Origin of the sequence: Streptomyces sp. NPDC019443, assembly GCF_044389785.1 — a bacterium.
Classification (GTDB): domain Bacteria; phylum Actinomycetota; class Actinomycetes; order Streptomycetales; family Streptomycetaceae; genus Streptomyces.
In genome coordinates, this window is record NZ_JBIRYJ010000001.1 from 454,753 (window position 1) to 477,839 (window position 23,087).

Here is a 23,087-nt window from a genome sequence, read left to right on the forward strand (position 1 = left end):
ATCCCTCTCCGCGGGCGGCGGCGTGCGTCGACGGCCGCGAGCCACCCACCCACACGGGGTGCCGGACGAGCTGCGGCGGCTGTCCGACGCGGTGTTGATCGTCCTGGGGTCGACGCTCGGCGCGGGGATTTTCTCAGCCCTCGCCGCGGCCGGCTGCGGGCTGCTGCTCGGCCTGGCGCTCGCCGCCGTGGTCGCGCCCGGCTCGCTACCCGGCCTCAGGTGGCAGCTACCTCCACGGCCGGACGCGCCTCGGCGACTTCCGGGGCTACCTCGCGGGCTGGGGTTCATCGTCGGTATGACCGCTTCTTGTGCGGCCATGGCTGTGTTGGCCGGCTCGTACGTGTTGCGCCGCCGCTGCCGGGCCCGTAGAGCTCCACTGACCGGTCGATGTTCTACGGCGCCTCGTCGCCGGGGACCTCGCCGGCCGGCTCCTCCAGCGCCTCTCGGTCTTCGGCCGGCGCTTGCTTCCGGCATCGGTCGCCCGGTACACCCCGCCGGGATGTGCAGCCGTACCGCACCCCGCTGGAACTCCCGGACCCGGCGCACCTTCGCGTCCGCCGCCGGGCGGTGACGCATCCTTTTCCGGTGTCCGACTCTCGGCCCGGAGGGGCACGCCCAGGCGCGGCTCACGCCTCCCGGCGGCTGTCGGACCAGGCAGACCAGAGAGCGGAGTAGAGGCCGTCCGCCGCGACCAGTTCGTCGTGCGTGCCGGTCTCGGCCACGTGGCCCTGGTCGAGTACGACGACGCGGTCGGCGGAGGCGGCCTGGGGAAGGCGGTGCGCCACCATCAGGCCCGTACGGCCTTCCAAGGCGCGGATGGCGGCCGTCTCCAGGACGCGGGCACCGGCGCTTCCGGCGTCGGCGGTCGCCTCGTCCAGGATGGCGATCGGTGGGTCCGCCAGGACGAGGCGGGCCAGGGCCAGGTGCTGTGCCTGGGTCACCGTGAGGCGGTGCCCGCCCTCACCGACCACCGTCGCGAGACCTTCGGGGAGCGCCTCGACCCAGTCCAGGGCTTCCACCTGGGCCAGCGCCGCGCGCAGTTCCTCGTCCGTGGCCTCCGGGCGCGCCAGCCGCAGATCCTCGGCCAGTGGCCCGGCGAACACATGGACCTCCTGGCTGATCAGCGTCACGGCGCGCCGGACACCGGCCGGGCCCAGCTCGCGGGCCTCGACCCCGCCGAGGACGATCGAACCGCCGGACGCCTCGTGGACGCCCGCGACCAGCTTCGCCAGGGTGGTCTTCCCGGCGCCGCTCGCGCCCACCAGGGCGACCCGTTCGCCGCTGCGGACCTCCAGGTCCACGTCGCTCAGGACCGGGTGGCCGTCGACGTACGCATGGCTGAGCGCGGAGACCTTGACCGAGCCGTCCACCGGCTTCTCCTCGGTGTCCGGTTCGGGCTCGGGCTCGGCTGGCAGGTTCGACACCCCCACCAGGCGGGCGAGGCTCGCGCCGGCCGACTGCGCGTCGTCGATGAGGAAGAGCGCGGCGTTGATCGGATTGAAGAGGCTGTGGAAGTAGAGGGCGGCCGCAGTCGCCGTACCGATGCTCACCGAGCCGTTGTCGACCAGGAAGAAGCCCGTCACCAGTACCCCGGTCAGTCCGATGAACTCTCCGGCGTTGAGACGGGAGAAGAAGCCGGAGACCAGCCGGATACCGCGCAGCGCGAGGTCGACGGCCTCCCCGGACCGCCGCTCCAGGGCCTGCGCGTGGCTGCTGGTGAGCCGGAACGCGCGTACGGTGCGGACGCCGCCGACGCTGTCGAGGAGCTGGTGCTGCAGCGCGCCGCTCGCCACCCGGTGCCTGGCGTACACCGACGCCGCGCGCGGGATGTACCAGCGGACCGTCAGGACGTGCACCGGTACGGCCAGCAGGACGGCGAGCAGGAAGCGCCAGTCCAGTACGGCGAGTCCGACAAGCGTCAGCGCGATGGTGAGGAGGGCCGCGGCGAACTCGGGCAGGGCCTGGCGTACCGCCTTCGCGATGATGGTGACGTCGCCGGTCACCCGGGAGGTCAGGTCGCCAGAACCGGCCTGCTCGACACGTTCCAGGGGCAGGCGCAGCGCCCGTCCGACGAATCGCTCGCGCAGGTCCGCGAGGACGGTCTCGCCGAGGCGGGCGACGAGGGAGTGGCCTATCGCGGTCGCCACGCCCCGGGCCACGGCCACCGCCAGGAGCAGCACCATCGGTACGGTCAGCGAGCCGGCGCCGCGCTGCGCGGCGACGAGGTCGACGATGCGTCCGAGCAGCGGGGCGGTCAGCAGGCCGATGCCCGTGCCGGCGACGAGCACGGTGACCGCGAGCACGGCCAGGAGCCGATGGTGCCGCAGCAGCTCCCGGACGGCGGCGAACGTCTGTGCGCCGGTCGCGGTGGGCAGCAGCTCGCGATCCCCGCTTTCGCCGCGGTCTGCCGTACGGGGTTCGGTCATCTCGCGTCCTTCGTCGTTCACAGTCATGCCAGCACCGCCGCGCGGTACGCCGCATGGGAGGCGACGAGTTCCGGATGGAGGCCGTCGGCGGCCACGGCGCCGTCGTCGAGCAGCACCACGCGGTCGGTCGCGGCGAGCAGCGCGGGGCTGGTGGTGACCAGGATCGTCGTACGGCCGTCCCGAAGCTCCCGCAGGCGGGCCGCGATACGTGACTCGGTGACCGTGTCGACCGCGGTCGTCGGGTCGTGGACGACGAGCACCGGGGGGTCGGCGGCGAGCGCCCGGGCCAGGGCCACCCGCTGGCGCTGACCGCCGGACAGGGACCGGCCGCGCTCGGCGAGGACGGTGGCCGCGCCCTGGGGGAGCGCCCGCGCGACGTCGTCGGCGGCGGCCGCGGCCAGGGCGGGCGCGAGGTCGGCTTCCCGGGCGTTGGACCCCGCCCGTACGTTGTCGAGGAGACTGCTCTCGAACAGGTCGGCGTAGTGGTGGGCGACGAGGATCGCGCGGCGGGCGCTCTCCGGGTCCAGCTCGGTCAGCGGTACGCCGTCGAGTTCGACGGCCCCTTCGGCGGGGTCGAGTTCCCGGCCCAGGCAGAGCAGCAGGTCGTGCGCCGCCGCCGGGTCCTTCGCGACGACGCCGAGGACGGAGCCGGCGGCGACGTCGAGGTCGACGCTGCGCAGGGCGCCGTGTCCGAGCCCGCGCAGCCGGACTCGTCCGGCGACGGGATCGGCAAGCGTGGTCCGTCCGGTCGCGACGGCGGGCGGCGAGGCGAGTACCTCGGCGATCCGGTCGGCGGAGGCGCGGCCGAGCGCCAACTCGCCGTTGACGTACGTGAGGAGCTGGAAGGGGCCGAGGAGGTACTGGGCGAGTCCGACGGCCGCCACCAGTTCGCCCACGCTGATCGAGCCGCGCATGGCCAGATGCGCGCCGGCGAGGCCGATGACCGCGATGAAGACGCCGGTGAGGGCGAGGATCGCGCCGTCGTGCCAGGCCCGGCTGCGGGCGGCCCGCAGCGCCGCTGCCAGGGACTCCTGGCTCGTGCGCCGGTACCGGGAAACAGCGGCGGCCTCCGCCCCGATGCCCTTCAGCACCCGCAGGCCCGCGACGAGGTCGGCGGCGACGCCGGAGGCGTGCGCGGCACGCTCCTGCTCGATCTCGCTGCGCTCTTCGAGGGGGCGGCTGATCCGGTGGCCGAGCCACAGCAGGGGCGGGACGCCGAGCAGGATGAGCAGGCCGAGCGGCACCGAGACGCGGAGCAGCGCCACCGCGCTGACGACCAGCCCGGTGAGCGCCGATATCGCGTACGGCACGGCGGCCGCGACCGCTCCGACGCGCGTCGCGTCAGCGGTGGCGACGGTCGTGAGCGCGCCGGGCAGCCGTCCGGCGTCGGCTCCGCCACGGGGGTCGAGCACCCTGGTGCCGAGGTCGACGCGGAGCCCGTGCGCGGCGTGTTCGCCCGCCCCGTCGGTGATCCTCGCGGCCGTCCGGTAACACGTGGACAGAACGAGGAAGAGGACGGCGAGGACGAGCAGCCAGCGCAGCAGAGCGGCGGAGGAGCCGGTGGACACGGCCCTGTCGATGATGACGCCGATCACGACGGGGACAAGGGCCTCGCACGCCTGGTGGGCCATGCCGAGGACGGACGCCCTGACGACCCGTCGGCGCTGACCCCTGATCGTTCTCCGGAGGACGAGGCCCCCCGTCGGACCCCCCTCGTTCGGTCCCCCCACGGGCATGCGGTACCTCCGCGAAGACAATGATTAGTTAGGTAAGGCTACTCTAATCAGGCGAGTTGCCAAGGTCGTCGGCGGCCGTACCTGGCTCACCCGTGATCGTCGGCCTCGTCGGCCTCGTCAGTGGAGTCGACGCGTTGACCCTGTCGAGTGGATTCGGTTAGCCTCACCTAAGTAACTGTCTGTTGTTGCATCACATGTGTTGTCTCGCACGCGAGTCGCCGCCAGGGGGAGTTGTCGTTGTCGGTTGAAACCCAGGCGGCACCCGGGAGCGGGGCAGGCGGCGCGGCCGTGCCGGGGCCCCGTCGGTCCGTGTCCGCACTCCGCGCGCTTGGCCTGCTCGTGACCCTGGCAGCCCTGGTTCTCGTCGGGCTGCTCAGCGTGTGGATGGGCACCCGGGGTATCCCGTTCACCTCCACCTGGAGCGTGCTGCGGCAGCCCGACGGCTCGGAGACCTCGGTCATCATCCATGAGTACCGGATCCCCAGGACCCTCCTCGCGCTGCTCGTCGGCGTGGCCCTCGGGCTGTCCGGCGCGCTCATGCAGTCGCTGACCCGGAACCCGCTGGCCGATCCGGGGCTGCTCGGCGTGAGCCTCGGTGCGTCCACCGGAGTCGTCGTGGCCATCGCCTTCTTCGGTGTGGGTACGGCCCTGGGCTATGTGTGGTTCGCGTTCCTCGGTGCGGCGGTGGCGTCGGTACTCGTCTACGTCCTGGGCTCCTCGGGGCGGACTCTGGCCACGCCCGACCGACTCGTCGTCGCCGGAGCGGCGGTGACGGCGGTGCTCTTCGCCTTCAACTCCGCGGTACTGCTGCTCAACCCGCGCGCTTTCGACCAGTTCCGGTTCTGGACGGTCGGATCCCTGGCGGGCCGGAACATGGACATCGTCCTCATCGCCCTGCCGTTCGTCGCCGTGGGTCTGCTCCTCGCACTCGGCCTGGCCCCATCCCTGAACGCCCTGGCCATGGGCGACCAGATGGGACGAGCCCTGGGCGTGAACGTCGGCCGGACCCGGGTGCTCGGTGCCGTCGCCGTGATGCTCCTGTGCGGTGCGGCGACGGCCGCGGCCGGCCCGATCGGTTTCGTGGGTCTGGTCGTCCCGCACGTCGCCCGGTTCGTGGTGGGACCCGACCAGCGATGGGTGCTGGCGTACTCGATGCTGTTCGCACCTGTTCTGCTGATCGGTGCCGACGTTCTCGGACGGGTCCTGGGCTCCCCGGGTGAGGTCCAGGTCGGCATCGTCACCGCGTTCCTCGGAGCGCCGCTGTTCATCGCGCTGTGCCGTCGCCGAAAGCTGGTCATGCTGTGAGTGCCGTACGGGAGTCAGAGGCATCCACCCTCGACCCGCGCCCGAACCCTGCGCCCCTCAAGGGCCGAGCGACGCCCCGGGTCGTCACCGGGCTGGTCGTCCGCACCCGGAAGGGCGGCCTCTCCCTGCGGGTCCAGGGCCGCGCCCTGGCCGTCACGGCCGTCCTGGGCGCCGTGCTCGTCCTGGTCATGGGCATCACCCTGACCACCGGCGACTTCGAACTCTCCGTCGGCGAGGTCCTCCAGGCGCTTTTCGGCAACGACTCCGGAGCCGCCGACTTCATCGTCAACACCCTGCGCATGCCCCGGCTGCTGACCGCCCTGTGCGTCGGCGCCGCCCTGGCCGTCAGCGGCGCCATCCTGCAGAGCCTGACCGGCAACGCGCTGGGCAGCCCCGACATCATCGGCTTCACCAACGGCTCGGCCACCGGCGCCCTGGCCGTCATCGTCGTCCTGAACGGCAGCATGACCCAGATCGCCCTCGGCGCGCTCGTAGGCGGCCTCGCCACCGCCGCGGCCGTCTCCCTCCTCATGGTGGGCCGGGGTCTGCAGGGCTTCCGGCTGGTCGTGGTCGGCATCGGCGTCAGCGCCCTGCTCCTCGCCGTCAACTCGTACCTGATCACCCGGGCAAGCTGGCAGGAGGCGCTGGAGGCCCAGGCATGGCTGATCGGCAGCCTGGGCAACCGCCTGTGGATCCACGCGAACACCATCGGCCTCGCTGTCGTCGTCCTGCTCCCGCTCGCCTTCTTCCTCGCCCGCCGCCTCTCCATGGTGGAGATGGGCGACGGCATCGCGACCGCCCTCGGCGTCAACGTGACCCGGACCCGGGCGGCCCTGCTCGTCATCAGCGTGGCCCTGGCCGCCTTCGCCACCGCGGTGACCGGCCCGATCGTGTTCATCGCCCTGGCCGCTCCCCAACTGGCCCGCAGGCTGACCCGGTCGTCCGGCCCCACTCTCCTGCCGTCCGCCCTCATGGGTGCCGTCCTGCTCGCCCTGAGCGACCTCGTCGTGCAGCGCGTCTTCGCGCCCGCGCTCCTCCCTGTGGGCACGGCGACCGGGACCATCGGCGGGCTGTACCTCATCTGGCTGCTGATCACCGAGTCGCGAAAGAGCCGCGCATGACACAAGCGAACGCCCGAGCGAACGCCCCTACGCCCCGGCTGCGCGCCGAGGACCTCACGCTGTCCTACGACCAGCGGACGGTGGCCACCTCCCTCGGCGTGGACATCCCCGACCACTCCTTCACCGTGATCATCGGGCCGAACGCCTGCGGCAAGTCCACCCTGCTCAAGGCGCTCTCACGGATGCTCAGGCCGAAGTCGGGCCAGGTCTACCTCGACGGTGAGGCCATCTCCTCGTACCGCTCCCGCGAAGTCGCCCGCCGGCTCGGGCTGCTTCCGCAGTCGTCCAACGCGCCCGGCGGCATCACTGTCGGCGACCTCGTGGCGCGCGGCCGCTACCCGCACCAGCGGATGCTGAAGCAGTGGTCCACCGAGGACGAGGCGGCCGTGACCGAGGCGATGCGGCAGACCGGCGTACTCGAACTCGCCGACCGGCCCGTGGACGACCTCTCCGGCGGCCAGCGCCAGCGCGTCTGGCTCTCCATGGTCCTGGCCCAGCAGACCTCCATCCTGCTGCTCGACGAGCCCACCACGTTCCTGGACATCGCCCACCAGGTCGAGGTGCTCGACCTGTGCGCCGACCTGCACGCACGCAAAGGCCACACGGTCGTGGCGGTCCTGCACGACCTCAACCAGGCGTGCCGCTACGCCACCCACCTCATTGTGATGCGGGCCGGCGGCACGGTCGCGGCCGAGGGCGACCCGGCGACCGTCATGACCGCCGAGCTCGTCGAGGACGTGTTCGGACTGCCCTGCCGGATCATCGACGACCCCGAGACCGGCACCCCGCTGATGGTGCCCGCCGCGCCCAAGCGGTACGAGGCGGAGGCCGGCGCGCGCGACACGCAGGGCACCGAAGCCGCCGCCGTGCTCGCTGAAACCTCCTAGGGACGGATGGACTGCCCATGATGCTGTGCACGAGGCTGACGAACGCGCGCATCCTCACCATGGATCCGGATCACCCGGTCGCCCACGACCTGGGTATCTGGCGGGGCCGGATCGTGGGCCTGGACGAGGCCGTGACCTCCCTGCCGGCACGCGAGGTCATCGACCTTCAGGGCGCCACCGTGCTGCCCGGGTTCATCGACAGCCACGTCCACCTGGCGTGGACGGGTCTGAAGGCCGGCTCGCCGAGCGTCGCCGGCTGCGAGCGTGTCGAGGATGCCCTCGCCGTCGTGGAGGAGGCGGTCTCCCGCGAGTGCGCGCCCGGTGCGTGGGTGCACATCGGCGGATACGACCAGCGTGCCCTCGGACGCCATCTGACCGCGGCCGAACTGGACCGGGTCAGCTACGGCCGCCGGGTCTTCCTGATGCATGCCTCCGGCCACGCCTGCGTGGTCAACAGCGCCGTCCTCGACCTGCTCCCGGCCGACGTCCCCCACGAGGACGGCCTCCTCGTGGAGAGCGCGATGGGCGCCGTACGACGGCTGCGCCTTCCGTACGCGCAGCAGGAGCTCGCCGACGCGATCGAGTACGCCGGCCGCGTCTGCCTCGCCGAAGGCATCACGGCCTGCGCCGAGGCGGGCATCGGCGGCGGCCTGCTCGGCCACAGCCCCGTCGAGCTCGGCGCCTACCAACTCCTCCGGGACCAGGGCCGACTGCCCCTGCGGGTCCAGCTCATGCCGGGGGCCGACACCCTCCGGCCGCTCGGTGCGCACGAGCGGGACGGCATTCCCCGCGGGCTGGACCTCGGCCTGCGCACCGGGTTCGGCGACGACTGGCTGTCCGTCGGCGCGCTCAAGATCTACACCGACGGCGGCATGATGGCGCGTACGGCCGCGCTCACGGCCCCGTACGAGGGTATGACCCATACCGGCCAGCTCCAGGACGACCCGGAGCGCCTCACCTCGCTCATCATGGACGGGCATCTCGCCGGATGGCAGCTCGCCGTCCACGCCATCGGCGACCGGGCCGCGGACCTCGCTCTGGACGCCCTGGAGCGGGCACAGGCGCTGCGGCCCCGGCCGGACGCGCGCCACCGCATCGAGCACGCCGGGCTGATCCGGCCCGACCAGCTCCCGCGCTTCTCCCGGCTCGGGCTCAGCGCCGTGATCCAGCCCAACTTCCTGCGTTACTTCGGCGACGACTACGCGACGATCATGGGCCCGCACCGAGCGCCGTGGATGTACCGGGGCCGAGGCTTCCTCGACCACGGCGTCACGCTCGTCGGCAGCTCGGACCGCCCCGTCACCGACGGATCTCCGCTGCGGGCCGTCCAGTTCATGGTCGAGCGTGCCTCCACCTCGGGCCGGTTGATCGGCCCGGACGAGGGCATCACCGTCGACGAGGCCCTGCGTGCCTACACGGTCGCCGGCGCGTACGCCTGCCGATGGGACGACAGCGCGGGCAGCCTCAGCCCGGGCAAGCGCGCCGACCTCGTCGTGCTGGGCGACGACCCGCGGAGCGTCGATCCCTCCCGGATCGGTGACATCGAGGTCGTGGCGACGTTCGTGGACGGACGCGAGGCGACGGAGGGCCAGAAGCTGTGAGCGAGCGAACGGACCTCCCGGACCATCACTCCGCCCTGTGGCAGGCCCCCGCGACGCCGCCACGCTGGGTCATCTGGCATGCGAGTGAGGACGAAGTCCTCGTCTTCGACCGGGAGTTCAACATCCCGGTCGCCGTGGACGACGCGGCCCTGGAGGAGGTCCTGCGCCGGATGCGCGGGGCCGGGGCACCGGAGAGCGACGACTACCCCGGCCGGCCATGCGGATAGGGACGACTCCGGCGCGCCTGAGTACGGACCCGCTGCCGACGGCCTGGCCCGGCGGGCACGGACCCAGGCTGTGGGCCGTGCGTGTGAGCGAGTACGCGATGCGGGCGGACTCGCTGTACACGGTGCTCGACGACGGTGAGCGGACCCGATACCGGGGCCTCCTACGGACCGCCGACCGAAACCGGTACCGGGTCGCCCATGTGGCGCTCCGGCAACTGCTCGGCGCGTACCTGGAGTCGGACCCGGCGGAGGTGCGTCTCGAACGTGAGCCGTGTCCTGGGTGCGGCGAGCCGCACGGCCGCCCGGTCGTGGCCGGCGCCCTGCCCGTACCGCCCCACTCCAGGAGGTGGCCGCGGAAGTGGGGGAGCTGCTGCACGGCACCGAGCGCGCCGAGCCGGCGGCGCTGCCGCCGTCGGCCCGTCCCGCCGCTGTCGGGCGCTGCTGGGCCCGAAAGGAGGCGTACCTCAAGGGAGTCGGCATCGGACTCGGCGAAGATCCGTCCGTCACGTACGTGGGTACGGGGGGGCCTTCCCGCGGCCGTTCCTGGTTGGTCGGTCACGGACGTGCAGGCCTTTCCGGGCTACGCGGCGGGCTGTGCGACCCGTACGGAGAGCGCCCGTGATGAGTCGACTTGGCCATTCACTTAGGTGAGGCTAACCTTAGCCTGAGTGTTTCACCGGGGTTACGCGGCGATCCAACGCCCCTTCGCGCACGGTGGACCCGAGGAAGGAAAGCCTTGATTACGGCCACGCCGCGCCCTGCCACGCTGTCGCCCCGCGCGCTCGACTCGCCCGGCTTCCCCACGTTCTCCGTTCGGCCCGCGCGTCCCGACGACGCTGCCGCGCTCGCCGCCCTCTCCCGGCCGTTCGTGCGCTCGGGGGCTCTGCGTGAGCGTCCGATGGCTCAGTACGCCTCCCAGGCGCGCGACTTCCTCGTCGCCGAGGCCCCCGACGGAACCCTCGAAGGATGCCTCGGGCTGAGTGTCCACCCTGCCGACACGCCGGCCGGCCGGCCCGCCACCGGAGTCCTCTACAACTTCTGCGTCGCCGGGCACCGGCAGGGGTGCGGCATGGGGGCCCGGCTCCTGTACGCCGCGCTGGCGAGGGCGCGGAGCCGCTCGCTGCGAACCCTGTTCACGGCGACGACCGGCGGCGGTCGGCTCTTCCTCCGGCACGGCTTCGCACCGGCCTGCCCGAGCCTGGCGCCGACAGCCTGGGCGCAGTCCTTGGATCCCCGGCGCAACGCACGCGTTTTGTCCCGCGCCCTGTGAGGCAAGGAACGCGAAGGACGGGCCCGAGAGCCGATACGGCTCCGGGCCCGTCCTGGCGGGATGGCTGCGTCCCGAGCCTCAGGCGTCGAGGATCTCCGGTAGCGCCCTCACCGGCTCGTCGACCTGATGGTCCGTCACAGTCAGGGCCGGAGCCAGCCGAACGGTGGCAGGGCCCACCGCGTTGACGAGGAATCCGGCATCCTGCGCCGCTCGTTGGACGAGGGCGGCGCTCGGTTCGGTGAGCACGACGCCCAGGAGGAGGCCCACATCATGACCGCGCGCCAGCGGTCCGTGAGCGCTCTCGCGCTGGCGTCGGCGGTCACGCGCGGTCCCCCTGGGTCTCGGCCTCGGGCTCCGGCTCCGGCTCCGGCTCCGGGTCCGGGTCCGGGTCCGGGTCCGGGTCCGGGTCCGGGTCCGGAACCACGGTCGTGCCCGGACCGTCCTCGGCGAAGACGCCACGCAGCAGCGCGTGCGGCACCCGGCCGTCGAGGACCTGGGCCTTGCTGACACCGGCTCGTACCGCCCGCAGACAGCCCTCCATCTTCGGAAGCATGCCGCTTGCGAGTCCTGGCAGCAGCGCGTCCAGTTCACCGGCCGTCAGGCGGTCGATCACCTCGGTGCTGCGCGGCCAGTCCGCGTACAGCCCCTCGACGTCCGTCAGCACCACCAGCCGTTCCGCGCCGAGAGCCACGGCCAGTGCGGACGCCGCGAGATCGGCGTTGACGTTGTAGACCTCCCCTTCCGCACCCCGCGCGATGGGTGAGACCACGGGGATGCGGCCCTCCTCGAGCAGTGTGTGAACGGTGCCGGGTTCCACGGCCACGACCTCGCCGACGAGACCGATGTCCACGGACCGGCCGTCCACCCACGCGGGGCGCCGTACGGCCGTCATGGTGTGCGCGTCCTCGCCCGACATGCCCACGGCGAAGGGGCCATGGGCGTTGAGGGCGCCGACGAGTTCCCGCTGGACCTGACCGGTCAGCACCATGCGGACCACGTCCATGGTCTCCGGCGTGGTCACCCGCAGGCCCGCCTCGAAGCGGACCTCCAGGTCGAGGCGGTCGAGCATTGCGCTGATCTGCGGTCCGCCGCCGTGTACGACGACCGGGCGCAGGCCCGCGTGCCACAGCTCTACGACGTCCTGGGCGAACGTCCGGTGGAGTGCGGGGTCCACCATGGCGTTGCCGCCGAACTTGACGACGACCGTCCGGCCCTGGAGCTCCTCCAGCCAGGGCAGGTCGGCGGCCGTCAGCTCGTCGGTGGCGTCGGACCGCCCGAGTGGGAGCGTCCCCAGCTGTGTCGTCATTCGCGTCGTCCCGGGTGTGCTCATGAGCTGTACGCGCCGGTGGAGCACACCGCGACCTCGTGCGGGTCCACGTCCACCGCCCGTGCCGTGTGCTCGGCCATCAGCAGCGCGTCGACGGCACCCGCCTGTCCCGTACAGGCGTTGGCGCCACCGGAGTTGAGGACGGCGGCCGATATCCGGCCGTCGGCCAAGGCGCGTCGGGACCAGCGTACGGGCGCGGCCTGCACGCGGTTGGAGGTGAAGACACCGGCGGCGGCGCGCGACGGCCCCCGGTTCACCACCAGAGCCAGATCGCGATCAGCGGATTCCTTGATGCCGGCGGCCACACCGCTCGCAAGGAATCCACGGGCAGCGGTCACACTCACGGAGCCACTCCATTCGTGGGCAGGCCCAGCCGTTCCGGCAGGCCGAGGGCGACATTCATGCTCTGCACCGCGCCACCCGCGGTGCCCTTCGTCAGGTTGTCGATGGCGCTCACACAGATCAGTCGGCCGGCGTCCGGGTCCACGGTGATCTGCACCTGCGCGGTGTTGGAGCCGAGTACGGCGGCCGTCGAAGGCCACTGGCCGGGCGGCAGCAACCGTACGAACGGCTCGTCGGCGTACGCGGCTTCGTACGCCGCGCGCACCGCTTCCTGCCCGGCCGCGGCCGCGTCCGGGCGGAGGCGGGCCGAGCAGGTGGCGAGGATGCCTCGGGGCATGGGAGCCAGCGTCGGGGTGAAGGAGACCGTGACGTGTTCGCCCGCCACCCGGGAGAGGTTCTGCGTCAGCTCGGGTGTGTGCCGGTGGCCGCCCCCGACTCCGTACGGGCTCATGGAGCCCATCACCTCGGCGCCGAGCAGCTGCGGCTTGAGCGCCCGTCCGGCGCCCGACGTCCCGCTGGCCGCGACGATCACGGCCTCCGGCTCCACCAGCCGGGCCGCGTAGGCGGGGAACAGCGCGAGCGTGACCGCCGTGGGGTAGCAGCCGGGTACGGCGATCCGCAGAGCACCCTTCAACTCGTCCCGGGCGCCAGTAAGTTCCGGGAGTCCATAGGGCCAGGTCCCGGCGTGGGCGGAGCCGTAGAAGCGTTCCCAGGCCGCCGGGTCGCGCAGCCGGAAGTCCGCGCCGCAGTCCACGATCAGCGTGCCCGGGTCCAACTCCCCTGCGAACGCGGCAGACTGCCCGTGCGGCAAGGCCAGGAAGACCACGTCGTGACCGCGCAGGACAGCCGCCGAAGTCTCGTCGAGGACTCGGTCCGCGAGCGCGGTCAGCTGTGGCTGTACGGATCCGAGCGACCGGCCCGCGCTGCTGTGCGCGGTCACCGCGCCGATCTCCACGCCGGGATGCGACACCAGCAGGCGGAGGATCTCCCCGCCCGCGTAGCCGCTGGCACCGGCCACCGCGACCCTTACGGTCATGTTCTTCCGTCTCTCTCGGTACGTGTGAGGGCTGCCGCCACAGGGGGGCGCCGCAGGGTTGCCGCCACGGGGACTCGGTCACGCGTCCCGGCGAACCTCTCGCGGCGTCCTGTTGAGCAGGAGGTCGCGCAACAGGGCCTCGGTCGTGCACACCACACCGCTGCGGGCGGCCCATCGCAGGGCCATGGCGTGTTCCTCGGGGGAGAAGTCCGCCACGGCGTCGGCGACGACGAAGGGCTGAATGTCGTTCATGAAGGCGTCCGCGGCCGTCAGGAGGACGCCGAGGTGGGCGTACACCCCGCAGACGATCAGCTGGTCGCGACCCTCCGAACGCAGCAGTCTCCCGAGGTGGCTGCGGAGGAAGGCGTTCTGGCGCACATTGGCGAGCAGATGCTCGCCCGGGCGGGGCGTGAGCGGAGCGACGATCGCGGCCGCGTCGGGTTCGTCGCCTATGCCGGGGCCACAGACGTCGGCGACGAGGCCGCGCTGGCCGGGCCGCTGGGCGGCCGGCTCGGCGCTGAAGACGACCGGCATGCCGAGAGCCCCGGCGAGTTCGCGCAGGGCCGCGATGTTGTCGACGAGTTCCACGACCGGGGACTGCCCGGCTGGGAACGCCTTCACGAAGTGGTTCTGCATGTCATGGACCAGGAGCGCGGCGCGACCGGGGTCGATGGTCCAGGAGGCGCAGGAGCGGGGGAGGGCGGCGCGGCTGGGCATGGGGTAGGAGTCGACGGCCGGCAGGCCCATGGTGATTTCCTCCCCTGAATGACGTGCGCGACCAGCGCCCCACCCCTCGATTGCCGCTTAGCTTAGCCTAACCTAAGTCGCGCCCATGGTGGCTCAGTCATGAGGCTCGCCAGTACCCGAGCGCGTACAACCGCTCCTTGGGTACGTCGAGTTGCTTGCACGCGAACGCCGCGAGCGCTCGGGTGGTCGCCGTGTCGCAGGCGATCCACACGTAGGAGTTGGCGTCCAGATGTGCCGGCAGGCTCGATCGCACGGTCTCGACCAGCTCGGCTCCTCCGTCGCGCCGGGGGACGCGGACGACTCGACGGCCGGCGGTGTCCTGATGCGGGATGCCGTCCGCGTCCGAGGGGTCCGAGCTCTCGAACCAGATGGTGGCCGGGGTCAACGGCATCGACTCCAGGAGGGAGTTGATGGCGGGCCGCGATGCCGGATCGCCGACGACGAGAAGCTGCGACGGCAGGGGGTCCGGCACGGTGAACCCGGTGCCTTGGACGGTGGCCTCGATCGTGTCGCCCACCTCGGCGGCGCGCGCCCAGTCGCTCGCCCGTCCCGGGTGCAGGACGAACTCCATGCTGAACGTGCCGGCGGCGGGGTCAGGGTCCACAAGGGTGTATGCCCGCTGGTGCGGACGTCCGTCATCCTCGAACCAGAGTCGCACCCACATCGTCGGGTGCGTCCCCGTGGCGCTCAGCATGCCTCCGTCGGTGAACGTCAGCCGGTGGAGGTGCTCGGAGATCCGTTCGTTCGAGCGCACGGTGAACGTGAAGTCCTTGCCGCGCATGAGTTTCAGGGCGACGCCCTGCCAGCCGTGTCCCATGGTCTGCCCCCTGGCCGCGTGTGGAGATCTTCCGATTCGGTGTCGCGAGTGGCGAGTCAGGGCCGCGCGGAAGGGTGCCGGTGGTGCGCGCATCGGGGCGTCGTGAGGAGCTGCCGGACCTGCTCTCCGGCCTCGGCCGCGTCCCGGGCCGTGGCCGGGAACAGGAGGCGCAGATCGCAGTGGCCTTCGTGGTACTCGCAGCGCAGGGTGATGCTGTGCCGGTCCACAGCGAGCGGCATGGTCCGTACGACGCCGTGCGGCAGCCGTGACCCGGCGAGGACGACCAGGTTCACCACCATGTCCTCGTGGGCGTCGGCGAGGTGGGTCAGCATCGCGGCTTCCTCGACGGCGAGCGGGTCGGGTTCGGCGAGTGCGAACTCGTCAAGACCGACGTCCTGGGTTCCCGCCGAGGTCCGCAGCGTCACGCGCGCCAGATCAAGACGCAGCGCGTCGCCGTCCTTCGCCCCCGCCGGGGCGAGCCGGCCGGAGATCGTCACCCTGGCTCGCACGCGGTCACGGAGCGGCGTCGGTGCGATGTCGGTGAACTCCAGCAGGGCGGCGAGGCTGCCACGCGGCGCGGTGGCGACCTGGGCGGTCAGCGGGCTGTCCGCCTGAGGGCGGAGAGTGATCCGCCCCTTGCCGCCCACGGAGTGCATGCCGATCAGGTCGTAGTGCTGCCCGTCCGTGGTGAGCGACAGGGAGACCGCCCGGGCCAGTACGGAGCGGACGTGCTCCGCCGCGGTCTGCTCGGGCAGGGCGATGTCGGTGGCGGCGCTCAAGGTAACTCCTCGCGGGACGGGGTCGGATCGGGGCGGCTCCGGTCGGGGCGGCGCGAAATCAGGCCCCTTCGATTGAGGTAAGGCTAACCTAACTTTCATCTGTCTGTGCGTCCATACCGCCATGCGCTCGGTGGTGGCGGCTCGAGCGCAACAGTGCTAGAGGTGGCGGGCTGACGCTGTACCGTCGGAGCGTCACTGATCCGCCCATAGCGCGGGACGCTGACGCACGTCCGACCCGGTCAGGTGCAGCGCCTGCCCACGACGCCGGACGGCGGCCCCGCGGAGCTGGACGGCACGATCGTCCTTTTCACCCCGGACTACCCGCCCCGCCTCCGCCTCACCGTCCAGGTGACTGATGACCCCTCCGGACCGGCCGCGCGCTGACAGACCTCGCCACCGAGTACGCCGCCCCGTCGGACCAGGACACGGACGAGATCACCAAGGAACTGCTGCGTCAGACTGGCCGGAGTCCTGCTGCGGATCGCACGCCTCCCTGCGCCCGGCGGGGCCGCAGGCCCTGCCGCCATGGAGCCGTACCGCCTCCACCAGTACGAGCTGGAGCGCGCCTTCGCCGTGCAGCACCAGGCCCACGACTACGCCACCCGGCTCGGCTACTCCCTCAGGACCCTCAACCGCGTCTGCCGGCAGGCCACCGGTCACACCGCGAAGCAGCTCAACGACGCCAGTGTCACTCTGGAAGCCAAGCCCCTGCTGGCCCACACCGATCTGTCCGCCGCCTCCATCAGCCACCGCCTCGGCTTTACGGAGCCCACCAACTTCAGCAAGTTCTTCGCCCGCGCGACGGGCCAGACCCCCCGGAACCTTCCGCGACACTCAGCCGTGACCGCCCACGGGAGCTCCGGGTAGCGTGCGTGTCGAGGACCGGTCGCCGTACCTCGGGAGCGTCAGTGTGCCGCCGCGCCGCCCGGAATCGAGGATGGCTTGCGCAAGGGGGGATGCCGCGACTGGCGAGTGTCCCGACCCCCTCCCTTGAGGAATTGTGAGATATGGGAGCGTGAGCGGGTGAGTGAGACGACGACTAAGACCCTGCAATATCGCCTTGACGGGCCAGAAGACGCACCTGTCCTGATCTTGGGACCCTCCCTCGGCACTACATGGCGCAGGTAGGCAGAACCGTCTTCTGGCGTCCACGTGGTCCGAAACGAGGCTGTTTGCGTAGGCGGGTTCCTTGTGGTCCGGGTGCGTCAGTGGTGTTCGTGACTCGCGTGTGACAGAACGGGCCATGCAGAACTCCAGCTGGCGCGCATCAGCCGGGGGTTCTGTTGCGTGCTGAGCCGGGGCTGGCCTGGTGGTCTTTCCGGAGTGGCCGCCTGGCGGTGTCAGTGGCACCGGGCAATGCGCTGCAGGCCTTCAGCTACGGCACATGACTAGGCCTGGGTGCGAGCCTTCCCGCTGCTCCGTTATGCGCTGGAGGTCGGCTATACGCTGACCTTGGTGCAAGGGGCCACACATGGGGACGTGTTGCGGGTGATGGCGGCAGACCTCCAGGGGCCTGTCAGGGAGCGGATGCGCTGATCGACCGACAGGAGGACCTGGCGCGAGGCCATGTCCTGGGACGAGTGGGCAGCCTGATGGTGCGTGTGGCGTGCTCAGAAGTCGGAGCCCAGCAGGGCGAGAGGGCGACGTTCGAGCTGCGCGAAACGGACCTTTTCGCGTAGCCATGTCGCAATGTCACCTTGCTGTTCGAGCAGGAGAACGAGTTCCCGGAGTTCGCCCAGGACGATCACTCGCTGGTTCCAGTGCGCGTTCGCTTTCTGCGATGGCTGACCCGGTGAAGCCGGATGCGGAGATGAAGAGGGCGCGGACTTCCGAGCGCCCGTATATCCGGGACCTTCGGAAGATTCGCCGGACTTCAGCCGTGCCATGCCGCGTTCGACTGGTGCCCGGGATGTTGCCAGTGCCCGGTTGATCGTCCGTTGTGTCGGGGACAGTTCACCGCCGGGCGGTCGTCTGCGCCAGGTGGTCACCCACGGTCCGGCGCCTTGGTAGGCGCGGTCGGCGAGGACGGGGACGCCCTGGTGTTCGCAGATCCGGATGATCCGGTGGGTGCGGGCGGCGGTCAGGTCGTGGCACCGTCCCGGCAAGGCCGGCGAGATCCACAGCACCTGCCCGGTCGGATCGGTCACGACCTGCACGTTCACTCCGTGGCGACGGTGTTTGGCGGAGTAGTCGGCCCTGCCGTCGCCGACACGGCCCGTCGAGCAGAACGTAGTCCGGATCGTGCTCGCGCAGAACCTTGAGCAGACCGGGCGCCCGGTCTGCGAGCAGGCTGATCACCGCGGCGGTGTAGGCGTGGGCGGTGCCTACCGCTATACCGAAGCCGGCGGCGATCTGAGCCAGGGTGTCGTGCTTGCGCAGGTACACCAGACCGATCAGCGCCCGTTGGTGCGGTGGAAGTTTGCAGCGGCGGTCACCCTCGCGGGTGACGATGAGCATGGTGACCCACTCGACCAGCGCATGGGGCAGGTCAAGTGCGGCGGGATACGAAACCAACGAGGCACCTGCACTGATGAGTTGAGACTTCGAACACCTCCCTCAACGGCACGGGTGCCTCGTGCGTTGCGCACACCGAGTCCGTCACTCCGTCGGTGGCCACTCTGAAAACGCTCAGTGTGGGCAGCACCTGGTGCGCCTCGCGCAGCATGTTCTCGGCCGGGGCGTCGCCCAGTTCGCGCCGCAGGTCTTGACTGTGGGCGATCCAAAGCCGGCAGAGCTGAGAGGGACCCTCCGCTCGCCCCAGTGCTCATGACCAGGGCGAACGCCTGTGGTGAGCAGTGCAGTTCGCGGACGTGGTTCGTTCCCGCAGAAACTGTGTCCCCCGCAGGTCGTGTTGCATTACGCCGCGGAAAGCCGCTCGTGTGGTGTCCCGTTGCAGCAGTCCCATCGTGATGCTTTCTCCGTCCGGCCATGTGAGAAAGCGCACACTAGCTGCATTAGTGCTCGTCGGGCGCGGGTTCGTAGCCAGCGGGGTCCAGCGCGAGCGTTTGCTGTCAGGGAGCGACCCCGACGATGACTGTGGCTCACACGAACGTGACGTCGGGGCCGCGGGGTTCGGCAGGCCCCAGGGCATGCAACCGAGGGTCTCGCCTTCGCAGCGGTCAGCCTCTTGGCCGCCTACGCCCGCGCCTACGCATCCAGAGAGTCCCCATACCCGAGAACGCGCGCAAGCTCGTTGTCCCGTCCGGCAACAACAAGGGCGAGCACCCTTCGGTGGCCACCGACTAGGCACTCGCCGAGGACGACGGTTCCGAACCCACCGTCTGTGCTTCACAGCTACATGCCGGTTGGTCTCGTTCGTTCGCGGCGCCCCCCGTTCCAGCGGGCTCCGAACTGGTCAGGCGGCTGGCTGCAGTCGGACGCAGCATCGCCCCGGGCTGGGCGCGAGGCGTGCCTCGAGTCCGGCCTCGTCCAGGCCATTGAGGACACCGCGCAGCAGGTGGAGGTTCATGCCGCACACTGTCTCGGTGTGCTCCCGGGCCAGCGCGTGGAAGGGGCAGTTGGCCAGAACGATGGCATCGCCCTCGCAGCGTGGCTCGAAGCCGTACCGCTCCAGAAGGTCGAAGACCTCCGTCTTGTTCTGCCCGCCCAGTTGTGTGCCGAGTTCTTCGGCCTTGCGGTGCAGCACGTCCCGCACCGGCTTACCGGTCGCGTCGGATTCCTCCACGGCTTGGGCGAGCAGCCGTCCGGCCAGCTCGTAGCGGCGGTCCGGCAGGTTGACGGCGACCTGTTTCGCCGAGCGGCGGTAGAGCTTGGCCGGCCTTCCCGCGCCCGGTCCGGAGCGTCCGCTGCGGCGCTCGTAGACGACGTCGAGCAGTGCTTCGTCTGCGAGCCGGTCCAGGTGGAACGCGGCGGTCTGTCGGGCCAGGCCGAGGGCGGCGGCCGCCTCGTCGCGGCTGACGGGGCTCGGCTGGCGCACCACGTGGTCGTACAGCCTCCTGCGGGTGGGCTCGTCGAGGGCGGCGATGGCGGAGACGTCGGGGTCGCGTACTTCCTTGGGGGCATCCACGAACACCAGTGTAAAACCCACAGCCATTGACTAAAGAGCGAAGCGGGGTTCTTCTATTGTTAATTAACATTGTCGATAGAAGGAGAGGGTCATGTCCTCCGCAACCACCAGCACCACCTCCGCAGCCCCGCGGCGGGCGATGCTCACCGATCCCGGCTACCAGGCGTTCGTGATCCTGCGTACCGGATTCACGGTGGCCCCGATCCTGTTCGGGCTGGACAAGTTCGCCAACCTGCTCGTGGACTGGCCCACCTACCTCGCGCCGTGGATCGACGACATCGCCCCGGGCAGCGCCCAGGCGGCCATGTACGCGGTGGGGGCGATCGAGATCGTGGCCGGCATCGCCGTGGCGCTGGCTCCGCGCTTCGGGGGCTGGCTCGTCGCCGGCTGGCTGGCGGGCATCATCGTCAACCTGCTGACCGTCCCGGGCCACTACGATGTCGCGCTGCGCGACTTCGGACTGCTCCTCGGTGCCGTCGCGCTTGCTCGGCTCGCCCAGCGCTACCACGCCAAGCGGCAGCGGTGAACAGGCGCGGAGCGCACTGAATCCACCCGGCGGGTGGAGCCTCACGGATCCACCCGCCCGACCCGAGGCCCGACGGCTATGCCGCTGCCTCCACCGAACTGCGGAGCACCGGCGGCCCCCTCCGGGCGCATCGCGCCGGAGCGGCCCGGCCCCTCGCCCGGGACGGTGTTGTGTGGAACTACGCGCCGCAGTCGGCGGAGCGAGCGTGCCCGGCCCTGCCACCGGGGTGTGTGCGAAGGAGGTCTGCGCCCCGGCCCGCAGAGGATCCAGGCGACACCTCTAGACGGCATCCCACGACGACGCAAGGGAGAAGATCATGAGTGAGAACCTGGACCGGCTAGCCGCTGAAGGCGTAGCGGTCTGGCTCGATGATCTGAGCCGGGAGCGGCTCGCCGGTGGCGGGCTGGCCGACTTGGTGCGTGACCAGCACGTGGTGGGCATTACCAGCAATCCGACGATCTTCGCCAGGGCGATCCGTTCGGGTGTCCACTACGACGAGCAGGTCGGTGATCTGGCCCGGCGTGGGGTGCGAGTGGAGGAAGCCGTCAGGCTGCTGACGGCGTTCGACGTTCGCTGGGCTTGCGACGTACTGCGACCTGTGTACGAGGCCAGCGACGGGGTGGACGGACGGGTATCGCTCGAGGTGGACCCGCGCGTCGCTCACGACACGGCGGCGACGATCGCCGAGGCACGGGCCCTGTGGTGGCTGGTGGACCGGCCGAACCTGTTCGTGAAGATCCCCGCCACCGAGCCCAGCCTGGAGGCGATCAGCACCGCGCTCGCCGAAGGCATCAGCGTCAACGTGACGCTGATCTTCTCGCTCCATCGCTACGACCAGGTGCTCCGCGCCTTCCTGGACGGCATGGGTAAGGCCCATGCGGCGGGGCGTGATCTGGCGTCCATCGCATCGGTGGCCTCCTTCTTCGTCAGCCGGGTGGACACCGAGGTCGACAGCAGACTGGACAAGATCGGCACGCCCGAGGCGTTGGCCCTGCGCGGACAGGCCGCGATCGCCAACGCACGCCTGGCCTACCAGCACTCCGAGCAGGCCACCGCATCCGAGGAGTGGCAGGCTCTGGCCGCGGCCGGAATGCGCCCCCAGCGCCCGTTGTGGGCCTCCACCGGGGTGAAGGACCCCGCCTACGCCGACACCCGCTACGTCGATGAACTGGTGGCGCCCGGGGTGGTCAACACCATGCCGGAGCAGACCCTGCGCGCGGTCGACAACCACGGCCGCATCCAGGGCGACGCCATCCACGGCACCTACGCGTCATCCCAGCAGGTACTGGAGGGCCTGGAGACGGTCGGAGTGTCCTACGACGACGTGGTGCGTGTGCTGGAGGACGAGGGCATCGCCAAGTTCGCTGCCTCGGGCAACGAGCTGTTCGAGCAACTGGAGGCCGAACTGCACACCAGGCGCAGCGCCGCCTGACGCAGCCGACCGCCAGCCGTCGGCCGCCGGCGAACGGTCCCAGCACCACTGTCTCCGGCGACGACCGGTCGGCAGACACACCGGGGAACAAATCAACCGCTGAGAGGGCAGGGCTATCGACGACGATGGCCTGGCCACGGGCGACGCCTGGCGGGGAGCGGATCGCCATCCGCGTGCGGGCCGAGTCAACGCAGCAGAGGAGAGAACATGGCCGCGAACACAGCATTCGTGATCGTCGGAGCCAGCCTGGCCGGTGCGAAGGCGGCACAGACCCTCCGCGACGAGGGCTTCGACGGCCCGATCGTGCTGCTCGGAGAGGAAAACGAGCGCCCCTACGAACGCCCGCCGCTGTCGAAGGGCTATCTGCTGGGCAAGGACGAGCGCGACACCGTCTACGTCCATCCTCCCCAGTGGTACGCCGAGCACGACGTCGACCTGCGCCTGGGCACCACCGCAACCGCGATCGACCCGGCCGGACACGAGGTGACGCTCGCTGACGGCAGCCGCATCAGCTACGGGAAGCTGCTCCTGACCACCGGCTCCGCGCCGCGTCGCCTGACCGTGCCCGGAGCCGACCTCGACGGAGTGCTCTACCTGCGCCGGCTCGCCGACAGCGACCGCATCAAAAGATCGTTCGAGTCGGCTTCCCGCATGGTGGTGATCGGCGCCGGCTGGATCGGTCTGGAGACCGCGGCGGCCGCCCGCGCGGCCGGCGTGGAGGTCACCGTGCTGGAGATGGCGGAGCTGCCGCTGCTGCGCGTGCTGGGCCGTGAGGTCTCCCAGATCTTCGCCGACCTGCACACCGATCACGGGGTGGACCTGCGCTTCGGTGTCCAGGTCGCCGAGATCTCGGCGGACGGAGGCCGGGCGAACGGTGTGCTGCTGGCCGACGGCAGCCGCATTAATGCCGATGCGGTCATCGTCGGGGTCGGCATCACCCCCAATACCCAGCTCGCCGACGCTGCCGGCCTGGAGGTCGACAACGGCATCCGTGTCGACGCCCACCTGCGCACCTCGCACCCGGACATCTACGCCGCAGGCGACGTCGCCAACGCCTTTCACCCGCTGCTCGGCAAGCACATCCGTGTCGAGCACTGGGCCAACGCCGTCAACCAGCCTCAAGTCGCGGCCAAGGCGATGCTCGGCCAGGACGTGGCCTACGACCGTGTGCCGTACTTCTTCACCGACCAGTACGACCTGGGCATGGAGTACACCGGCTACGTGGAGCCCGGTGGCTACGACCAGGTGGTCTTCCGTAGCCGGAGGGACACCCGCGAGTTCATCGCGTTCTGGCTCGCCGAGGGCCGGGTACTGGCCGGTATGAACGTCAACGTCTGGGACGTCACTGACCCGATCCGGGCCCTGGTGACCTCCGGGCGCCCGGTCGACGCGACGGGGCTCGCTGACCCCGACGTCCCACTGAGCGTCCTTCTCGACCGCCCCGACTCGGCTGGGTGACAGCCCGCCAGAAGGTGGTGTGA

The 23,087-nt window shown here is 71.0% G+C and carries 22 protein-coding genes and 3 pseudogenes; 14 read left to right on the top strand and 11 right to left on the bottom strand.

The window, feature by feature from the left end; genetic code table 11:
* Positions 1 to 58: 58 nt before the first annotated feature.
* Positions 59 to 343: pseudogene (locus ACH492_RS02015) on the top strand (amino acid permease); the annotation flags it as partial.
* Positions 344 to 626: 283 nt separating this feature from the next.
* Here ACH492_RS02015 and ACH492_RS02020 read toward each other — a convergent pair.
* Both ACH492_RS02020 and ACH492_RS02025 read right to left on the bottom strand, forming a co-directional pair.
* Positions 627 to 2,453, bottom strand: coding sequence for an ABC transporter ATP-binding protein (locus ACH492_RS02020; RefSeq protein ID WP_398981788.1), 1,827 nt, complete (start codon positions 2,451 to 2,453; stop codon positions 627 to 629).
* On the bottom strand, positions 2,450 to 4,162 hold the full coding sequence (locus ACH492_RS02025) for an ABC transporter ATP-binding protein (protein WP_398981790.1): 1,713 nt from the start codon (positions 4,160 to 4,162) through the stop codon (positions 2,450 to 2,452). Before ACH492_RS02025 ends, ACH492_RS02020 begins: the two co-directional genes overlap by 4 nt.
* A 237-nt stretch (positions 4,163 to 4,399) precedes the next feature.
* On the opposite strand from ACH492_RS02025, the gene ACH492_RS02030 reads away from it, so the two are divergent.
* The 7 genes from ACH492_RS02030 (at position 4,400) to ACH492_RS02060 (ending at position 10,573) form a co-directional block, all read left to right on the top strand.
* Positions 4,400 to 5,467 (top strand): FecCD family ABC transporter permease, encoded by a 1,068-nt coding sequence (locus ACH492_RS02030; protein ID WP_398981792.1) that lies wholly within the window; start codon positions 4,400 to 4,402, stop codon positions 5,465 to 5,467.
* Positions 5,464 to 6,588 (top strand): FecCD family ABC transporter permease, encoded by a 1,125-nt coding sequence (locus tag ACH492_RS02035; RefSeq protein WP_398981794.1) that lies wholly within the window; start codon positions 5,464 to 5,466, stop codon positions 6,586 to 6,588. Before ACH492_RS02030 ends, ACH492_RS02035 begins: the two co-directional genes overlap by 4 nt.
* The gene (locus ACH492_RS02040; protein ID WP_398981796.1) at positions 6,585 to 7,475 is read left to right on the top strand and encodes an ABC transporter ATP-binding protein; all 891 of its coding nucleotides are present in this window, start codon (positions 6,585 to 6,587) and stop codon (positions 7,473 to 7,475) included. The genes ACH492_RS02035 and ACH492_RS02040 overlap by 4 nt, the downstream gene beginning before the upstream one ends.
* Positions 7,476 to 7,495: 20 nt before the next feature.
* On the top strand, positions 7,496 to 9,076 hold the full coding sequence (locus ACH492_RS02045; protein ID WP_398983243.1) for an amidohydrolase: 1,581 nt from the start codon (positions 7,496 to 7,498) through the stop codon (positions 9,074 to 9,076).
* The gene (locus ACH492_RS02050) at positions 9,073 to 9,303 is read left to right on the top strand and encodes a hypothetical protein (protein ID WP_398981797.1); all 231 of its coding nucleotides are present in this window, start codon (positions 9,073 to 9,075) and stop codon (positions 9,301 to 9,303) included. The genes ACH492_RS02045 and ACH492_RS02050 overlap by 4 nt, the downstream gene beginning before the upstream one ends.
* Before the next feature lie 358 nt (positions 9,304 to 9,661).
* Positions 9,662 to 9,925: a 4'-phosphopantetheinyl transferase superfamily protein gene (locus tag ACH492_RS02055; protein ID WP_398983245.1), complete on the top strand. Its 264-nt coding sequence runs from the start codon at positions 9,662 to 9,664 to the stop codon at positions 9,923 to 9,925.
* 114 nt (positions 9,926 to 10,039) lie between these two features.
* On the top strand, positions 10,040 to 10,573 hold the full coding sequence (locus tag ACH492_RS02060; RefSeq protein WP_398981799.1) for a GNAT family N-acetyltransferase: 534 nt from the start codon (positions 10,040 to 10,042) through the stop codon (positions 10,571 to 10,573).
* A gap of 78 nt (positions 10,574 to 10,651) precedes the next feature.
* Here ACH492_RS02060 and ACH492_RS02065 read toward each other — a convergent pair whose 3' ends face one another.
* From ACH492_RS02065 to ACH492_RS02095, 7 genes and pseudogenes are all read right to left on the bottom strand, one after another.
* Entirely contained in the window at positions 10,652 to 10,819 is a 168-nt protein-coding gene (locus ACH492_RS02065) for a hypothetical protein (RefSeq protein ID WP_398981801.1), read from the bottom strand.
* Between the two features lie 73 nt (positions 10,820 to 10,892).
* Complete coding sequence (gene argB, locus ACH492_RS02070; protein WP_398983247.1) at positions 10,893 to 11,750, bottom strand: acetylglutamate kinase; 858 nt, start codon at positions 11,748 to 11,750, stop codon at positions 10,893 to 10,895.
* 164 nt (positions 11,751 to 11,914) lie between these two features.
* A pseudogene (locus ACH492_RS02075) lies at positions 11,915 to 12,244 on the bottom strand (bifunctional ornithine acetyltransferase/N-acetylglutamate synthase); the annotation flags it as partial.
* On the bottom strand, positions 12,241 to 13,278 hold the full coding sequence (gene argC / locus ACH492_RS02080; RefSeq protein ID WP_398981803.1) for an N-acetyl-gamma-glutamyl-phosphate reductase: 1,038 nt from the start codon (positions 13,276 to 13,278) through the stop codon (positions 12,241 to 12,243). The gene argC and the pseudogene ACH492_RS02075, both read right to left, overlap by 4 nt.
* A gap of 78 nt (positions 13,279 to 13,356) precedes the next feature.
* Complete coding sequence (locus tag ACH492_RS02085) at positions 13,357 to 14,025, bottom strand: isochorismatase family protein (protein ID WP_398981805.1); 669 nt, start codon at positions 14,023 to 14,025, stop codon at positions 13,357 to 13,359.
* 97 nt (positions 14,026 to 14,122) lie between these two features.
* Entirely contained in the window at positions 14,123 to 14,842 is a 720-nt protein-coding gene (locus ACH492_RS02090) for a siderophore-interacting protein (RefSeq protein WP_398981807.1), read from the bottom strand.
* A gap of 56 nt (positions 14,843 to 14,898) precedes the next feature.
* The gene (locus tag ACH492_RS02095) at positions 14,899 to 15,621 is read right to left on the bottom strand and encodes a DUF2470 domain-containing protein (RefSeq protein ID WP_398981809.1); all 723 of its coding nucleotides are present in this window, start codon (positions 15,619 to 15,621) and stop codon (positions 14,899 to 14,901) included.
* A 243-nt stretch (positions 15,622 to 15,864) separates the two neighbouring features.
* Here ACH492_RS02095 and ACH492_RS02100 point away from each other — a divergent pair, with 243 nt between their 5' ends.
* From ACH492_RS02100 to ACH492_RS02110, 3 genes are all read left to right on the top strand, one after another.
* Positions 15,865 to 16,005: a hypothetical protein gene (locus ACH492_RS02100; protein ID WP_398981811.1), complete on the top strand. Its 141-nt coding sequence runs from the start codon at positions 15,865 to 15,867 to the stop codon at positions 16,003 to 16,005.
* Positions 16,006 to 16,146: 141 nt separating this feature from the next.
* Positions 16,147 to 16,488, top strand: coding sequence for a helix-turn-helix domain-containing protein (locus ACH492_RS02105; protein WP_398981813.1), 342 nt, complete (start codon positions 16,147 to 16,149; stop codon positions 16,486 to 16,488).
* A 531-nt stretch (positions 16,489 to 17,019) separates the two neighbouring features.
* Entirely contained in the window at positions 17,020 to 17,157 is a 138-nt protein-coding gene (locus ACH492_RS02110) for a DUF6461 domain-containing protein (protein ID WP_398981815.1), read from the top strand.
* A 306-nt stretch (positions 17,158 to 17,463) separates the two neighbouring features.
* Here the strand turns inward: ACH492_RS02110 and ACH492_RS02115 are convergent.
* Positions 17,464 to 18,135: pseudogene (locus tag ACH492_RS02115) on the bottom strand (transposase family protein); the annotation flags it as partial.
* An 841-nt stretch (positions 18,136 to 18,976) separates the two neighbouring features.
* On the bottom strand, positions 18,977 to 19,654 hold the full coding sequence (locus ACH492_RS02120; RefSeq protein ID WP_398983249.1) for a helix-turn-helix transcriptional regulator: 678 nt from the start codon (positions 19,652 to 19,654) through the stop codon (positions 18,977 to 18,979).
* A gap of 85 nt (positions 19,655 to 19,739) precedes the next feature.
* Between ACH492_RS02120 and ACH492_RS02125 the strand changes: the two genes are divergently transcribed.
* From ACH492_RS02125 to ACH492_RS02135, 3 genes are all read left to right on the top strand, one after another.
* Positions 19,740 to 20,174, top strand: coding sequence for a hypothetical protein (locus ACH492_RS02125; protein ID WP_398981816.1), 435 nt, complete (start codon positions 19,740 to 19,742; stop codon positions 20,172 to 20,174).
* A 316-nt stretch (positions 20,175 to 20,490) separates the two neighbouring features.
* Positions 20,491 to 21,606 (top strand): transaldolase, encoded by a 1,116-nt coding sequence (gene tal / locus ACH492_RS02130; RefSeq protein ID WP_398981818.1) that lies wholly within the window; start codon positions 20,491 to 20,493, stop codon positions 21,604 to 21,606.
* 207 nt (positions 21,607 to 21,813) lie between these two features.
* A complete protein-coding gene (locus ACH492_RS02135; protein WP_398981820.1) occupies positions 21,814 to 23,064 on the top strand; it encodes an NAD(P)/FAD-dependent oxidoreductase in 1,251 nt (416 codons plus the stop codon).
* Positions 23,065 to 23,087 lie beyond the last annotated feature (23 nt).

Bases quoted from the DNA above. Each gene is read 5' to 3' on its own strand.
- ACH492_RS02020 (WP_398981788.1), bottom strand. From the start codon at position 2,453: ATGACTGTGAACGACGAAGGACGCGAGATGACCGAACCCCGTACGGCA.
- ACH492_RS02025 (WP_398981790.1), bottom strand. From the start codon at position 4,162: ATGCCCGTGGGGGGACCGAACGAGGGGGGTCCGACGGGGGGCCTCGTC.
- ACH492_RS02040 (WP_398981796.1), top strand. From the start codon at position 6,585: ATGACACAAGCGAACGCCCGAGCGAACGCCCCTACGCCCCGGCTGCGC.
- ACH492_RS02045 (WP_398983243.1), top strand. From the start codon at position 7,496: ATGCTGTGCACGAGGCTGACGAACGCGCGCATCCTCACCATGGATCCG.
- argB (WP_398983247.1), bottom strand. From the start codon at position 11,750: ATGGTGGACCCCGCACTCCACCGGACGTTCGCCCAGGACGTCGTAGAG.
- argC (WP_398981803.1), bottom strand. From the start codon at position 13,278: ATGACCGTAAGGGTCGCGGTGGCCGGTGCCAGCGGCTACGCGGGCGGG.
- ACH492_RS02085 (WP_398981805.1), bottom strand. From the start codon at position 14,025: ATGGGCCTGCCGGCCGTCGACTCCTACCCCATGCCCAGCCGCGCCGCC.
- ACH492_RS02090 (WP_398981807.1), bottom strand. From the start codon at position 14,842: ATGGGACACGGCTGGCAGGGCGTCGCCCTGAAACTCATGCGCGGCAAG.
- ACH492_RS02105 (WP_398981813.1), top strand. From the start codon at position 16,147: ATGGAGCCGTACCGCCTCCACCAGTACGAGCTGGAGCGCGCCTTCGCC.
- ACH492_RS02125 (WP_398981816.1), top strand. From the start codon at position 19,740: ATGTCCTCCGCAACCACCAGCACCACCTCCGCAGCCCCGCGGCGGGCG.
- tal (WP_398981818.1), top strand. From the start codon at position 20,491: ATGAGTGAGAACCTGGACCGGCTAGCCGCTGAAGGCGTAGCGGTCTGG.
- ACH492_RS02135 (WP_398981820.1), top strand. From the start codon at position 21,814: ATGGCCGCGAACACAGCATTCGTGATCGTCGGAGCCAGCCTGGCCGGT.